The organism is Gracilibacillus suaedae, assembly GCF_017599345.1.
In the GTDB taxonomy this organism is placed as follows: domain Bacteria; phylum Bacillota; class Bacilli; order Bacillales; family Amphibacillaceae; genus Gracilibacillus; species Gracilibacillus suaedae.
Window position 1 is genome coordinate 15,051 of the sequence record NZ_JAGFVL010000019.1, and the last position, 14,322, is coordinate 29,372.

The following is a 14,322-nucleotide window of genomic DNA, read 5'->3' on the forward strand; positions in this document are numbered from 1 at the left end:
GTCTTTTTTAAAGAATTCTTTACATTGCTATTGCTTGATAGCAATTGTTTTTTATTATTGAGTTAACTCATTAATTACTAATTCTTCGACTGTTGCTGTTCCATTGTCTAGTATTTGAACTTCAGCTTCAATGTTGTCGCCTTTTTCCAAGAAAATGGCTAGTGGTGCTTTACTCGCATTTACTGTATAAATGGTCGTATCGTCTGTTAATAAAAATTGTACGATTTGTCCTTGTTCAGATGATGTAACTAATACGCGATCCACTTCACCTGTTACTCGCTCTGTGGCAGTTTCATCTGTTGCGCCAACATTGCCAGGAGCTTGTAACAAGGCCATTCGATAGGCATCTAGTGTTTCATTGGCAGTATCACCAAAGACAACAAAATCAGAATCATTCGCCTTAATATAAGCGTATTGCTTATGCAATCCATTTGGATCTAAGACGTTGACCACCCATGTCGGGTTACCATCAACATTATAAAGAACTGGCATATAGCCTTCCCATTTTTTCTCAGGAAATTCTTTATTCACTATTTGTTTCGCACCTTCGCTGTCCATAATTCCATTGTTCTTTTCCCCACCATAATAGATGAGCTCTCCCGTTCTGGCATCTACTAACGTATAGCCTAAAGCTGAATCGATATTTTCCTTCGGTGATGTCATATCAGTAAAGTAGAACATGTCACCATTCTCATCAAATATAGGTGTTACTCCAGATTCTGAACCAGATTCATTCGGAATCTTAACATCTCTTTTACCAAATACACTATTTAACCAGCCATGAATATATTTACCAAAGTAATTATTCTCTAAAGTAGCGATTTCCGAGCTAACAGAGCCTTCTATAAAGTCTGGTGCTTCATTTGTATCAAACATCTGCATATCCCCAGAAGTAGGATCGATCACCACTACTTTCAATTCTTCCAAATTCGGTTTGTTCGTTACATGCATCGGGCGATATACGGTTTGCACATACCAAGGTTTTCCATCATCATCTACCTCAATCTGTGCTTCACCACTCTGAATATAATGTGGATACTTATTATATATGACCCGTTGGACATATTTATTGAAGTAACTTGAGTTTGTATATTGCATGGAACTATCTTGAAACGCTGGTTGGGCATTTACATTCGTTGCTGAAATTGTAAAATAACCTGCTGTTTCTTTTCCTCTAAGATACTTCCAAAAGCCTGCAAATTCCACAGGTGCCACATAAACAATCTCTTCATTAACTTTTTGAACTTGAAGCTTTCCTAGATCATAAAATTGCGGATTCGGTACAACACTCATTGCTTTCTGGATTTTATTTCGCGCAAATTCTGGTGCTACTGTGATTGGTGTTTCATCTTTAGTTAACGGTTTTGCCTCTTCTTCTTCTTGAACGGTAATACTTTGATGTGCTTCATCTAGTGTCGTAAATCCTAAGATAATTACAACAATTACCCCTATTAACCCAACTCCAAAAAAGATAATAAGAGGACTTAATACCTTTGTTTCTATTTTTTCTCCTGATTGAATCACATATAATAATAATGGCAATAACACTACTGCTACGATTAAATTAGCGATCAACATGTTTGGTACAGTAATCGCCGGCATCATAAAATAGAAAATGGCACCTGTAATCACATAACCAATTACGAAAATAATCAGACCATGTTTCATAATCCGTGAAGCATTTATAGAAGAAATACTTACGGTAATGATCAAGCCTACTACATATAAAAGCATTGCAATAACAGTTGCAATTAACACACCTATCATTCTAAATTCCTCCTCTTGTTACTATTAATTAATACGAACGAAAGAAGGGAAAGTTTCAAATTTTTTATTATAACTCATTTGCTGTTGGACGAAAAACAATGATTTTACTTCCTGAAGCCAATGTCACATGCTGCCACAAGAAAAATAAACTACTAAGAATGAGGACGAGTTTTTTATGGTTAATCCGTTAGTCACTCCCACAGCCTTTCTTCTGTCTCAAAATAATATTGATTTTCTGTAGTAGAAATAAGCAGATGATAACCATCTTTACTTACATATACAACAGGAATATAACCGCTCCCCACTTAGATTTGACACCTTCTACCAAATAAGGGAATTCTTCAGCATGCTCTTGCTCCACATTCATTTCTTCATCACGCCATTGGTTAAAGTCTAATTCTTTTCTTGTAGCTGTATCCAATGCTTCAGAAAATGTATCTGGGTCCAATGAGATATTATATTCGCCTGAAGAATGAATTGTCTTTACCTCTGCATTTTCAACATTGGCCAAAAAGGTTTGCACTTCATCATCTGGATAGAGCACGGATTGTAATAATAACGCTACTAGTCCTGACAAGAGAAATAAATAACTAGTCCAAAAACCCCACCAGACAAATGTACGTGCACGCTGCCAACGCGCTGAATCTTTACGCATAAAAAAGTAGACAATCCAAACACCTAAAGGTAAAACAGGAATTCTCCATTCATTTTCTATATTCCAATGAAAATCAAACGTAAACATTCCAACAAAAATAAGGAAGGCAACTTTCCAAATCGCCATCACTTCCTCATTCTTGCGATAAAAATAAATAGCCCCTAATACAATCACTAGCCATACGGGAATAAAGGATAGAAACTCGACTATGTGTACAGTAATCATCGACACACCTCCTACGGTAATGGAGCATACCCAGTTTGTTCGACAAGAGATTGACCTTGTGGTGACTGCATCCATTCAATAAATGGTGATACATTCGGATTATCACTTCCCGCAGTTATCGCATAAAATTCTGCAACGACTGGATAGGTATGGTTTTGGATATTTTCTTTTGTTGGTGCTACATCATTAACGGGAACATGTTTTATATCCCCATTCTCTACCATTTCTTGTGAAAAATAACGGAATGAATAACCGATCGCATTTCCCTTATTTCGATAGTCCAACGTTTCGCGGATAATGCCAGCCATACCAGTTACAATCTCATCAGCTGGTGGATCCATTAGCGATTTTCCATCCATAAAGCGAATTAAGGCAGACTGACTACCACTTCCCTCCGGACGTTGAAATGCGAGAATTTCCTCGTCATCCCCCCCTAGCTCTTTCCAGTTGGTAATATCGCCAGCATAGATTCCTTGAATTTCTTCCACTGTTAATGATTCGACCGGATTATCATGATGAACAAAAAAGACAAATGCTTCTCTGCCAATTGGTGTGGTTGACAAGTCTACGTTTTTTCTTTCTGCTTGTTGATATTGTTCTTCTGATGGTTCGGCAAGAAATGCAATATCTATCGCTCCGTCTATTAGATTATCGAAAGCGCCAGAAGTTTGACTGGATATCACTTCACTATTGCTTACAAGATACTCTTTATCCGGATAAACTGCTTGTGCAAACGCAGCATAAACGGGGTATAGTGCTGTAGCTCCATCTAATCGAGGCAAATTCTCTTCTATTTGTAAAGTTGACTCTTCCCCAAGTGTAACTGCTTGCGTATTCTCTGCAAATGGTTGATAATCGCCAAGGTCAACATCTTGTGTACTGACAATTTCTAGACTTCTTAAATAATATTGATAACCCTCATAACTTCCAACAGCAATACCAGCTAACAATAAAAAAGCAATGCTAATTATTTTCACAGCACGCTTTTTCCATTTTTCATAAATAAGTAGAATAGAAATAATGATTAAGCCAATTGTCACAATTGGTATAAATCTTCCATAAAACGCTTGACTCTTTGTCGAAAAAGAAGCGAACCACAAAACCGCTCCAGCAAAACCAATTCCAAATACCATGATCAAACTAGCAAAAAGCTTCATATATACACCCTCCGGAAAATACTAAATTATACACAATATGGAATAAATCAGATTATAACACATGTCAGAGGGTGTAAAAATACTGCATTTAATATATTTTCTCAAGCCAATCTTGAATCGTCGTCTCCTCCCTAATTTGTTCCACTTGCTTTTGTTCCATAATAGTTCCATTCTTCATAACGATTACTTCATCTAGAATTGGCTCTACCTCCAATAACTCATGAGTAGTTATAATTAATGACTGTGATTCTAAATCGATAAATTGAATAATACCTTTAATTATTTTTTCTTTTACTAGCGGATCAAGACCTGCCAATGGTTCATCTAATACTAAGAAAGGGGCTCCTCTTGCTATTGTCACTACAATTTTGACTCTGCCTACTTGCCCTTTAGAAAGATATTTGATCTTTTCTTTTCGATTTAACTCAAAAAAATCAACCAATTCATTTGCGCGTTCCTGGTTAAAATCTGCATATTGTGACTGATAAAATTCGATTAACTGCTCTATGGAAAAATAATCATAAAAATAAGATTGATCAGGACTATAAGAAATTTGTTGACTTCGGTCAAATTCAAGGTTTATAGTCCCTTGATTGGCATGTAATATACCAGCTAATACTTTTAAAAGGGTTGTTTTCCCACTACCATTTTCACCGATTATCCCAATGATTTTGCCAGTCTCAATCACAAATGAACAATCTTTCAACACCTTACGAAACTTCCTTCTTTTACTGATATGCTGTACTTTAAGCATCGTGCTCCCCCTCTTTCAGACTTAAGATGATTTCCTTTTTACTAAACCCTAGTGCACCCATATCCTCCACAAATTGATCAACATATTGCTTTTTCAACTCTTCCCGAACCTGAGTAATTAACTGTTTATCCTCAGTAACAAATGTGCCTTGACCTCTTTTAGTGACCGTGATCTGACGCTGATCCAATTCTCGATAAACTCTTTGAATCGTATTCGGGTTAACTCCTACTTCGATTGCATACTCACGAACTGACGGCAATTTTTCTCCAGATTGCCTTATTCCACTCACTATCTCTTGAATAATCGTATCAACCATCTGTAAATAGATCGGCTTATCCCGTTGAAATTGCTGAGGCATTGTCTACACCTCCACTCTTTTTACAAGCACCCAAGTAAAGAATCGATAGAAGCCAAATAACACCAATCCAAAAGCAATAACTAAGCTAAGGGATAATTGATTATCGACTATAAAAAGAGTAAGAGGAATATCAGCAATCGCTTCTATTTCAATTAACCACCAATCCGCTAAAAAAGACAGGAAGGATAAAATCCATTCGAAACTTTTAATAACTAAGAAAAACACCAAAAATAATGCGAACATACTAATTAGAAAACCAACATTTTCTTTCATCCACTGGTGCATCACCCATGCAGCATAAACCGAAACAGTTATCAGTATCGCAATAAATAAGTTAAACAAAAAAGCGGTCAATAATAATTTAAAAAGCTGAATAAATGAATAGTTAGTCATCTCATAAAGTTTTAATATTATTGCCATCGCAACCATTACTAATAAATATAGTCCAGTCAAAAATACTCCATGTAAAAATTTAATATGAATTTGTTTGGAGATTTGTTGCTTTAAAAAAAGAAACATGGACATTTGATGAACCTCCATATTAAGACTGAACAATAGGGTAGCTGGCAAAAGAATCATCCCCATCATCGATAATCCTAATAATGAATTTTCATCTAATGCAGATTGTCTTTGATAGATTATCGAGCAAGTCAACACAATAAAGACTAACAGCATGAAAACATGAAATCCTCGCATCATCGCCATTTCTTTTTTCCATAAACCTTTGTAAATACTCACTTCCATCGCTCCTTGTATTAGTGTACTATTTAAATAGTACACTAATACAAGGAAGGATGCAATTTAAAAACGCTCGGTTTTCACCGAGCGTTTTACAGCACTAATACCATTCGTACTGTTTTTAATAGCTGAAGCTAAAAACTTCTCTCGGATCTCACTTGGAATAATGCCTTGATATGTAGCATGCCAACTTGTTCTCGCAATCATCTGTACCTGCTTACTATCTCTATGCTCCATGTTTCGAATAGTTAATGTCATTTATTATCACCTCTCCCATTTATTGTACAATAAGGAGAGTCAAAAAAGAGGTACCAATCTAGAAAAGATTGTACCTCATGCAACTTTATTCATATCTTGTAACATCCATTTCATCCAATATCATATCATTTAGCTTTTCATTTACGACTAACTGAAAACGATGAAGTTGCTCCCGTTGTTGCGCATTAGCACTTGCCATTACGCGATCAATGCTCTGTGATAATTTCTCTAATTCCAAATGTGCGTTTGTATAATCTTCGTTTAATAAAAACTGATTACGATTAGACATATCTAACTGCTCTTCCGCTTGTTGAATAATATGTTGTCCTTCAATAAGTAAATTTTCAATCGAATCTCTTGTTGCCATCGTGATCACCTCAAATTTATTGTATGACAATTGCTAAATATCATACACTTTTCAAAAATTGTTTGCTAAAATACAGAAGAACACAGAACACTTTTTTCAGAGGAGTAATCAACATGAAAGCAATCATCCCTTTTTCTCATCAATTATTAGAAGAGACTATCAGAGAAGGAGACAGTGTTATTGATGCAACTTGTGGAAACGGTAATGATACCTTAATGCTAAGTAAGCTCGTTGGTGACACAGGAAAAGTATACGCATTTGATATTCAGAAAGAGGCTATTGAACAAACAAAAGGCTTGTTATCAGATCACCAAATTAAAAATGTCGATCTCATTCATGATGGTCATGAGCACGTAGCTTCTTATGTAAAAGAACAGATGATTTCAGCTGCAATATTTAATTTAGGTTATTTACCTAAAGGAGACCATTCGATTATTACGACACCAGATACAACGATCCAAGCGATCCGCTCAATTTTTCCTTTATTAACCACTCAAGGACGAATTGTATTGGTAATTTACCATGGACATAAAGGTGGTACTACAGAAAAAAATCATGTATTAAGCTTTTGCACAGAATTAGACCAAAAACAATATCAAGTCATGCAATATCATTTCATTAACCAGATAAATAATCCACCGTTTGTAATTGCGATTGAAAAGCTTAAATAATGTAAGGGGCTGAAAGTTGATGAAGCAAAATAAATATGACAATGATCAGTTTTTTTCTGCATATAAAAGTATGCCAAGGTCAACTATTGGTCTTGAAGCAGCGGGAGAATGGCATATTGTTAAAGAGTTAATCCCTGACCTACAAAATAAAGATGTTCTCGACTTAGGTTGTGGTTTCGGATGGCATGGTCGGTATGCTCGTGAGCAAAAGGCAAATTCGGTCATCGGTGTAGACATTTCAGAAAAAATGTTGCAAAAAGCAAAAGAGATGACCAATGATTCCGCAATATCTTATATCGAACAACCGATTGAAGACATCCGCTTTAATAATGTTTCATTTGATGTTGTATTCAGTTCATTAGCTCTACATTATGTAAAAGATTATCAAGTAATCTGTAACAAAATATTTGATTATCTAAAACCTGGTGGCGCTTTTCTTTTCTCTGTTGAACATCCGATTTTCACAGCAAGAGAAGAACAGGACTGGTATTATGATCAAGACGGACAGCGGTTGCATTGGCCAGTTGACCATTATCATACAGAAGGAATACGGCAAACCTCATTCCTAGCTGATAATGTCATCAAATATCATCGGACCATTTCAACATATATTAATGGCTTAATAGCAGCAGGTTTTAGCATTAAAGCAGTCAAGGAATCCACTCCATCCGAGGAGACGCTACCTGACATGCAGGATGAACTACGCAGACCCATGTTTTTAATTATCTCAGCTGAAAAAAGGTAAAAAGGCTGATGTGGGAAAAAACATAATAAATCTACTGTGATTACCGTTGTTCATTGATAACTGGTTCTCTTCCTTGGATATCTGCCTTTATTCAAGGAAGAATGTTGCTTTTCCAAAAATGCATACTATCATTCCAAAAAAAGCGCTTCAACCGGCTCCACGGTTTCTTTTAGTTGATAAACTATTTCTCCTTCACCAACATCATTTCGCTTCACCCATAGATTGCTATCCGAATACAAGAGTTTAATTACGATGTTTCCCTGAAACACCATCATTAATTCTCCCTTGGTCTTGTCGATATTTTTCTCTGCAATTTGAGTTGCTGGGTACTCGTTAAAAGCTTTAATAATGTTATGATTTATATCGATTTCCTTTTGATTTATATACATTCCCTCAACCGCTTCTATATCTATGGGCTGATGCAGTAAAAGATCATCCATAAAAGCGCTTTGTTCTTGTTGCTGTTTCCCTACAAATAGTCCAAACATGATTAAAACTAAAATAATAAAAACAAACAAGTATTTCTTCATCTTATCAACCTTCCACCAGTACTTGGTAAACAAGTAATTCACCACCTTTTTCAACTAGTATTGTAGATAAAAACTCGCTACTTTGATAATCACTACCCTCATTGGCATAAAGGATCGTACCTTTTGCTAATTTTGTAGCAAAGCAATCACGATAAAACCATTTGCGATCTGTTTTTTTGATTATTTCACCGATCGCTTCGCCGGTCTGATAACCTGTCGGCAACCAATCTCTATCTGATACATTTTGATAAACCACTCCACCCCATTGGATAATATCAGCATCAGGATTTTCGCTTAAGATATTTCGGGCATTTGGATTGTTAGTTGAAGAAGAATTTGCCGAAATTAGCAGTGTAACGATGAGGAATGAAATGGAACCGGCGATAAATAATGTTAACCTCATTAGCTGTCCTCCAATCCTTTATCACGGTGTTAAACGTCTTTAAGCCCCCATTTCAAGTAACACAGGAAAGCTAAATGTGGGGGATAACAGACGCTAACACCCTGATAAGTTTCGCTAATGGTCAGTAGGGGGGTTGCCCCCACTGATCATAGTCCACTTTATATAATAAGTCGTTTTCTAAACTAAAAGGTTACACATTAAATTAATTGGTTTCATGGAGGACTAGTGATATGCTTAAGACAAAGTTTAGGCAGGAGTGATACAAATGTCTGATTATCAATCTATTTTTTCAATGCAAAAAGATTTTTTTGAAAGCAATCAAACAAAGGATGTACGATTTCGTATCGATGCTCTACATACCTTAAAAGCAGGAATTAAGGAATATGAAGACAAGATCATAGCTGCTCTCAAGAAAGACCTTAACAAGTCTGATTATGAATCTTATCTGACAGAAATCGGTATTCTTTATAGTGAAATTGACCATACGATGAAAGAACTCCCGAAGTGGGTGAAACGAAAAAAGGCGAAAACACCGATTACCCATACAGGCTCCAAAAGCTATATTTACCAACAACCTTATGGCATTGCTCTTATTATTGCACCTTGGAACTACCCTTTTCAACTGGCTATTGCACCGTTAATTGGTGCTATTGCTGCAGGCAATTGTGCTGTGATAAAACCATCCGAATATACACCGGAAACTTCCTACGTTATCAAAGAGCTTATCACCGCGAATTTTTCCGGAGCATTTCTAACTGTTGTCGAAGGTGCTGTTGATACAAGCAAAGCGTTACTTGAAGAAAATTTCGATTATATCTTTTTTACTGGCAGTGTTCCTGTAGGTCGAGTAGTGATGGAAGCAGCTTCTAAAAGCTTAACTCCGGTTACGTTAGAATTAGGAGGAAAAAGTCCAGCTATTATTCACAAAGATGCCAATCTTCAAGTTGCAGCAAAACGTGTCGCTTGGGGTAAATTCACGAATGCTGGTCAAACATGTGTCGCTCCAGATTACTTGTATGTGCATCAAGAAATAAAGCAATCCTTCTTATCCGAGCTTAAACACGCCATTCAAACCATGTACGGTGAATATCCTTTAGAAAATCAAAATTTTGTCAGGGTTGCCCATGAAAAACATTTTGATCGTCTTCAAAGCTTTTTAACCAATGGAACGACCATTCTTGGTGGAAAGAGTGATCGTGAACGATTAAAAATCGAACCAACTTTACTAACAGATATTAACTGGGACGATGCCGTGATGCGGGATGAGATCTTTGGTCCTGTCTTACCAATCATGGAATATCGAGAATTAGGTGATGTAATCGATGGTATTCAACATCATCCCGATCCACTTGCCTTTTATTTTTTCTCAGAAAATGACTCCTTAGCAGAAGACATGATTGACAAAGTCTCGTTTGGTGGTGGTTGTATTAATGACACCATGTATCATGTAGCTTCGCCTTATTTACCATTTGGAGGAATTGGTAATAGTGGCATTGGTGCATATCACGGCAAGGACACTTTTCTTACCTTTTCCCATCAAAAAAGTGTATTGAAACAAACAACAACCTTTGATGTCCCACTCCGTTACCCAAATGTAAAAAATGGATTGAAATTACTTAAACGTATTATGAAGTAACGACAAATCCGATCATATCGATCGGATTTGCTTTTCTTAATATTTTCCTGCCAATCGATTGTATACTTTTATATTCCAATGGAAGAATTGAGACTTACGCCCGCTTACCCGAATTAATCGTTTGACTATCGTTTCAAACTGTTTCATCTTTTTCACTTTGGGATCCGCTAAATAAAGACCGACTAACCCGTGCTGGATCATTTCGTGAAAAGGGCGGTCCGGCAAAGTTTGGACATGATGATTGGTCTGTTCTACAAAATAGACAAGACGTTGTTCCAATTCCTGTGGCGTTTGATAGTAGTTACAGAAGTTTAAGTCTCCTTCCTCCTCATCTTCCTGCTGATCAATAAAATAATCAAGCATAATATGTAAGCCTTGTAAGAAAGGAAAATAACTATTAAATATTTTTCCTGCTAATTCTACTGTCATTTGATCATTCAGCCCATATGAAACCATACAAAAAATCCCCAGTGTAGAACCTGTACAAGCAGAAAATTCATACCAACTTAACATCGGCCATTTTTGCTGGTGTTGCTGGAACCATCTTTCTAACCGTGGAATACGCTCATCAGGAATCACATGTTTATGTACTTGCAAGTCACTGTATAGAGATTCAAGTTGAACCATGTGGGATTGAAAAATGGAATAATTACGAATTTTAAGTAGTACTTGTTGACATGTTTGGACCAGATCAACTAAATAATCACCATCTGCTTGTTCCTCGCGATATTGATAATAGTTTTTGATTTCATTTTCCGGTGATAATGCATCCTCCATGGATTGGTGAAGCATGCGGAAATCGGTTGGGTCAAGTGACGTGCTCCTGTCACATAAATTATCTAAATAATCACTAATCGTTTGATAGGCAACAATAAATCGAATTGCATCGCGCCACATATCTCCAGCTAATAAGCTGTATACACTCCCACCCTGACAGTGGAATTTTTTATCCTTAATACTAGCTAAGGCTTGCGTACGAAGTTCTTCGTTAGGTATTTGTTTGGCACGTCTGGACCAATAATTCAATTCACTTTTTACTTGTGGAAATATTTTTTGATAGACATTTTTCATTAAAATAGGTGCGTTTGTTGGGACGTTTGTAGACAACTTTTCTCCCTCACTTTACTGTTATTGCTTCTATATGAATATGATATCATATATTTAACTAGATAATAGGAGGTTATCACAAATGATGTATAATTATAAAGGAAAAACACCTTCGATTGATCAAACTGCTTACATTGCACCAGACTGTGTCATTACAGGTGATGTTGAAATTGGGGCATACGCAAGTATTTGGTTTAAAACAGTGATTCGCGGTGATGTCGCACCAGTTAAAATCGGGTCCTATTCCAATATTCAAGATTTATCCTTACTACATCAAAGTCCGGACTTGCCTTTGATCGTAGAAGATCAAGTTACAGTTGGACATCAAGTTACTTTACACTCTGCTGTTATTCGTAAAAATGCGTTAGTCGGTATGGGATCGATTATTTTAGATGGAGCAGAAATTGGTGAAGGTGCATTTATTGGTGCAGGTAGCCTAGTCCCTCCCGGTAAAAAAATACCACCACGTACGCTTGCTTTTGGAAGTCCTGCTAAAGTAGTTCGGGAATTAACGAAAGCAGACATTGAAGAAATGGAACGTATTCAAGAAGATTATGTGAAAAAGGGCCAAATCTATAAAAAGACTCAGCCATCAGATTTAGAGCTGTGATAAAGAAAACGTAAGCTTGCTCATTAAATATGAACAAGCTTGCTTTCTGTTCTGTCCTCTCCCTGTAATTCTGAAATATCAAATCTTTTCTCGATATAAATCTGGTGCCATAACATAAACATTAAAACAGTCCAAAGTTTTCTACTATTATCTTTTTTACCTTTACAGTGTTCCTCAAGCAAGTTGAAAATGACATGTTTTTCTAACAAATGATCTGTTGCACTCTCTTGGATAAGATTTTTTGCCCATTCATATAATTCATTTTTTAACCAGTGGCGAATTGGAACAGGGAAACCTAGCTTCTTACGATTCAATACATGATCAGGTACTATGCCACTTGCGGCTTCTCGTAAGATATGTTTCGTGGTACCATTTGCTATTTTCTTGGATACTGGTATCTCTCTGGCTACGTTAAATACTTCTTTATCTAAAAATGGAACGCGTAATTCCAATCCATGTGCCATTGTCATTTTATCTGCTTTAAGCAAAATATCACCTTTTAACCAGGTTTGCATATCAATATATTGCATTTGATGTACTGAATGCTCATGGTCAATTTGATCATAAAGCGGCGCTGTTACCTTTTGGTAATAGTATTCTTTTCGATAATTCCTTAACATACTCTGCTTCTCTTCCTCTTCAAACATTTTGGCATTTCCAATATACCGTTGCCTTATGGGAGTTGTACCTCTTGCTAAAAAGCTTTTTCCTTTAACACCTTCTGGCAGCACATCGGCAACGCGTGCTAATAAATCTTTAGCTGGTGCTGGAATCGATTCAAAAACTCGTAATGATTCAGGTTCGCGATATATATTGTAACCGCCAAATAATTCGTCCGCTCCTTCCCCTGATAACACTACTGTTACATGTTTCTTTGCTTCTCTAGCAACAAAATATAAAGGGACACAAGCCGGATCTGCCAATGGATCATCCAAATGCCAAATAATCTTAGGTAATTTCGCTACATACTCCTCTGGTGAAATCATGTAAGCATAGTTTTCTACTCCTAATCGATCCGCTGTCTCTTGTGCAACATCGATTTCAGAATAACCATTTTGTTCAAATCCAACCGAAAAGGTTTTTATATTCGGATGGTATCTTTTTGCTAAGGCAACGATAAATGAAGAATCGATACCACCAGACAAAAAAGAACCTACCGGAACATCACTACGCATATGCATCGCAACAGATTGATCTAAAGCAGTCTGGATACGTTCTATCCAATCCTTATTTTCATAATGCTTCACTTTAAAATCTGGTTGAAAATAACGATAGCTTACTAATTGCCTATCTTTGGCTTTTATAAAATAACTCCCCGACTCTAACTTACTAATATCTTCATTCATTGATATTGGCTCAGGTACATATTGATAGGTGAAATAATGTTGGAATGCTTCTTGATCTATTTGCTCTGATTCTGTAAGTAAACTTTTCTTTTCGGAAGCAAAATATACCCCCTCTTCCGACTCTTTATAATAAAACGGTTTGATGCCGAACATATCTCTGGCTCCATATAGACATTGCTCTTCTTTATCCCAAATTAATAACGCAAACATGCCTCGGAGTTCACGAAATGTATCAACACCTTTTTGGGAAAACATGGCAATAATCACTTCTGTATCAGAATCTGTCGAAAAAGTCATTCCTTGTTTCTCTAGTGCTGCTTTCAATTCCAAGTAATTATATATTTCGCCATTGAATACCATGCAATAGCGATCGTCATGATAAGTGAATGGTTGTTGTCCACTTTGAACATCTATAATACTTAACCTTCTAAAACCAAATATAATATGCTCATCTTCATAATAACCATCATCATCAGGACCTCGATGATGAATAAGATTATTACGGTTTTCAAATTCTTTTCGTTCTGATTCATCTAACCATTTTGTTTCTGCTTTTAATAGTCCGATAAACCCGCACATCCTGTTTCCTTCTTTCCTAATAAATTTTCAATCACTTATTTGACGATAATTATTTATTAGTATTACACTTTTTTAAATTTCAATAAGAAAAACTGAAAAAAACGCTCAGTCCTTATGACTAAAAGCTAAAGATGTACCATTTCTCTAGCATCCATTATGAAATACTTGAACAGCTTAACCACCGCTCCGGCTGCCCCCTTCCCTTTCTATGAGGTTTGCCCTTCAGCTAACTTTTCCCACAGGAGTGGAAGTGGGCGGTCTTCGCTATTATCATGCCCTACTACGCTAGCATGAGGTAACACGGTTGTTTTTACTCACAAATAGCGATTTTCAACTTGTCCATTGTAAAAAGGCAACCTATTACTTCTGACAAGAATTGTTGCACCTCCTCATAGCGGAGACTAATTACGGAGACT

At 36.5% G+C, this 14,322-nt stretch carries 16 protein-coding genes; 4 read left to right on the top strand and 12 right to left on the bottom strand.

Going from position 1 to position 14,322, the window contains the following annotated elements:
* Nucleotides 1-54: 54 nt before the first annotated feature.
* The 8 genes from J5J03_RS04120 to J5J03_RS04155 form a co-directional block, all read right to left on the bottom strand.
* Entirely contained in the window at nucleotides 55-1,767 is a 1,713-nt protein-coding gene (locus J5J03_RS04120; protein ID WP_208586321.1) for a DNA-binding protein, read from the bottom strand.
* 271 nt (nucleotides 1,768-2,038) lie between these two features.
* Nucleotides 2,039-2,647: a hypothetical protein gene (locus tag J5J03_RS04125; RefSeq protein WP_208586323.1), complete on the bottom strand. Its 609-nt coding sequence runs from the start codon at nucleotides 2,645-2,647 to the stop codon at nucleotides 2,039-2,041.
* 11 nt (nucleotides 2,648-2,658) lie between these two features.
* Nucleotides 2,659-3,804, bottom strand: a complete 1,146-nt coding sequence (locus J5J03_RS04130; RefSeq protein ID WP_208586325.1) for a PstS family phosphate ABC transporter substrate-binding protein — start codon at nucleotides 3,802-3,804, stop codon at nucleotides 2,659-2,661.
* 88 nt (nucleotides 3,805-3,892) lie between these two features.
* Entirely contained in the window at nucleotides 3,893-4,558 is a 666-nt protein-coding gene (locus J5J03_RS04135) for an ATP-binding cassette domain-containing protein (protein WP_208586327.1), read from the bottom strand.
* A complete protein-coding gene (locus J5J03_RS04140; RefSeq protein ID WP_208586330.1) occupies nucleotides 4,551-4,916 on the bottom strand; it encodes a GntR family transcriptional regulator in 366 nt (121 codons plus the stop codon). The genes J5J03_RS04135 and J5J03_RS04140 overlap by 8 nt, the downstream gene beginning before the upstream one ends.
* Nucleotides 4,917-4,919: 3 nt before the next feature.
* Complete coding sequence (locus J5J03_RS04145) at nucleotides 4,920-5,654, bottom strand: hypothetical protein (protein ID WP_208586332.1); 735 nt, start codon at nucleotides 5,652-5,654, stop codon at nucleotides 4,920-4,922.
* Between the two features lie 63 nt (nucleotides 5,655-5,717).
* Nucleotides 5,718-5,912 carry a hypothetical protein gene (locus J5J03_RS04150; RefSeq protein WP_208586334.1) on the bottom strand — a complete coding sequence of 65 codons (195 nt, stop codon included), beginning with the start codon at nucleotides 5,910-5,912 and terminating at the stop codon, nucleotides 5,718-5,720.
* Nucleotides 5,913-5,997: 85 nt separating this feature from the next.
* Nucleotides 5,998-6,279 (bottom strand): DUF2524 family protein, encoded by a 282-nt coding sequence (locus J5J03_RS04155; protein WP_208586336.1) that lies wholly within the window; start codon nucleotides 6,277-6,279, stop codon nucleotides 5,998-6,000.
* A gap of 113 nt (nucleotides 6,280-6,392) precedes the next feature.
* Between J5J03_RS04155 and J5J03_RS04160 the strand changes: the two genes are divergently transcribed.
* Nucleotides 6,393-6,950, top strand: coding sequence for a class I SAM-dependent methyltransferase (locus J5J03_RS04160; protein WP_208586338.1), 558 nt, complete (start codon nucleotides 6,393-6,395; stop codon nucleotides 6,948-6,950).
* 19 nt (nucleotides 6,951-6,969) lie between these two features.
* On the top strand, nucleotides 6,970-7,695 hold the full coding sequence (locus tag J5J03_RS04165; protein ID WP_208586340.1) for a class I SAM-dependent methyltransferase: 726 nt from the start codon (nucleotides 6,970-6,972) through the stop codon (nucleotides 7,693-7,695).
* A gap of 128 nt (nucleotides 7,696-7,823) precedes the next feature.
* On the opposite strand, the gene J5J03_RS04170 is transcribed toward J5J03_RS04165, so the two are convergent.
* Together J5J03_RS04170 and J5J03_RS04175 are read right to left on the bottom strand one after the other, a co-directional pair.
* Complete coding sequence (locus J5J03_RS04170) at nucleotides 7,824-8,225, bottom strand: hypothetical protein (RefSeq protein ID WP_208586342.1); 402 nt, start codon at nucleotides 8,223-8,225, stop codon at nucleotides 7,824-7,826.
* Nucleotides 8,226-8,229: 4 nt separating this feature from the next.
* Entirely contained in the window at nucleotides 8,230-8,628 is a 399-nt protein-coding gene (locus J5J03_RS04175) for a hypothetical protein (protein WP_208586344.1), read from the bottom strand.
* Between the two features lie 265 nt (nucleotides 8,629-8,893).
* On the opposite strand from J5J03_RS04175, the gene J5J03_RS04180 reads away from it, so the two are divergent.
* On the top strand, nucleotides 8,894-10,264 hold the full coding sequence (locus J5J03_RS04180; RefSeq protein WP_208586346.1) for an aldehyde dehydrogenase: 1,371 nt from the start codon (nucleotides 8,894-8,896) through the stop codon (nucleotides 10,262-10,264).
* A 36-nt stretch (nucleotides 10,265-10,300) separates the two neighbouring features.
* Here the strand turns inward: J5J03_RS04180 and J5J03_RS04185 are convergent, their stop codons facing one another.
* Nucleotides 10,301-11,371 carry a tetraprenyl-beta-curcumene synthase family protein gene (locus J5J03_RS04185; protein ID WP_269435781.1) on the bottom strand — a complete coding sequence of 357 codons (1,071 nt, stop codon included), beginning with the start codon at nucleotides 11,369-11,371 and terminating at the stop codon, nucleotides 10,301-10,303.
* An 82-nt stretch (nucleotides 11,372-11,453) separates the two neighbouring features.
* On the opposite strand from J5J03_RS04185, the gene J5J03_RS04190 reads away from it, so the two are divergent.
* Nucleotides 11,454-11,981 (top strand): gamma carbonic anhydrase, encoded by a 528-nt coding sequence (locus tag J5J03_RS04190; RefSeq protein ID WP_208586348.1) that lies wholly within the window; start codon nucleotides 11,454-11,456, stop codon nucleotides 11,979-11,981.
* 23 nt (nucleotides 11,982-12,004) lie between these two features.
* Here the strand turns inward: J5J03_RS04190 and asnB are convergent, their stop codons facing one another.
* The gene (asnB, locus tag J5J03_RS04195; protein ID WP_208586350.1) at nucleotides 12,005-13,906 is read right to left on the bottom strand and encodes an asparagine synthase (glutamine-hydrolyzing); all 1,902 of its coding nucleotides are present in this window, start codon (nucleotides 13,904-13,906) and stop codon (nucleotides 12,005-12,007) included.
* Between the last annotated feature and the right edge of the window lie 416 nt (nucleotides 13,907-14,322).

Coding starts and splice junctions, on each gene's coding strand:
- J5J03_RS04170 (WP_208586342.1), bottom strand. CDS start 8,225: ATGAAGAAATACTTGTTTGTTTTTATTATTTTAGTTTTAATCATGTTT.
- J5J03_RS04140 (WP_208586330.1), bottom strand. CDS start 4,916: ATGCCTCAGCAATTTCAACGGGATAAGCCGATCTATTTACAGATGGTT.
- J5J03_RS04120 (WP_208586321.1), bottom strand. CDS start 1,767: ATGATAGGTGTGTTAATTGCAACTGTTATTGCAATGCTTTTATATGTA.
- J5J03_RS04155 (WP_208586336.1), bottom strand. CDS start 6,279: ATGGCAACAAGAGATTCGATTGAAAATTTACTTATTGAAGGACAACAT.
- J5J03_RS04190 (WP_208586348.1), top strand. CDS start 11,454: ATGATGTATAATTATAAAGGAAAAACACCTTCGATTGATCAAACTGCT.
- J5J03_RS04165 (WP_208586340.1), top strand. CDS start 6,970: ATGAAGCAAAATAAATATGACAATGATCAGTTTTTTTCTGCATATAAA.
- J5J03_RS04180 (WP_208586346.1), top strand. CDS start 8,894: ATGTCTGATTATCAATCTATTTTTTCAATGCAAAAAGATTTTTTTGAA.
- J5J03_RS04130 (WP_208586325.1), bottom strand. CDS start 3,804: ATGAAGCTTTTTGCTAGTTTGATCATGGTATTTGGAATTGGTTTTGCT.
- asnB (WP_208586350.1), bottom strand. CDS start 13,906: ATGTGCGGGTTTATCGGACTATTAAAAGCAGAAACAAAATGGTTAGAT.
- J5J03_RS04150 (WP_208586334.1), bottom strand. CDS start 5,912: ATGACATTAACTATTCGAAACATGGAGCATAGAGATAGTAAGCAGGTA.
- J5J03_RS04135 (WP_208586327.1), bottom strand. CDS start 4,558: ATGCTTAAAGTACAGCATATCAGTAAAAGAAGGAAGTTTCGTAAGGTG.
- J5J03_RS04160 (WP_208586338.1), top strand. CDS start 6,393: ATGAAAGCAATCATCCCTTTTTCTCATCAATTATTAGAAGAGACTATC.
- J5J03_RS04175 (WP_208586344.1), bottom strand. CDS start 8,628: ATGAGGTTAACATTATTTATCGCCGGTTCCATTTCATTCCTCATCGTT.
- J5J03_RS04125 (WP_208586323.1), bottom strand. CDS start 2,647: ATGATTACTGTACACATAGTCGAGTTTCTATCCTTTATTCCCGTATGG.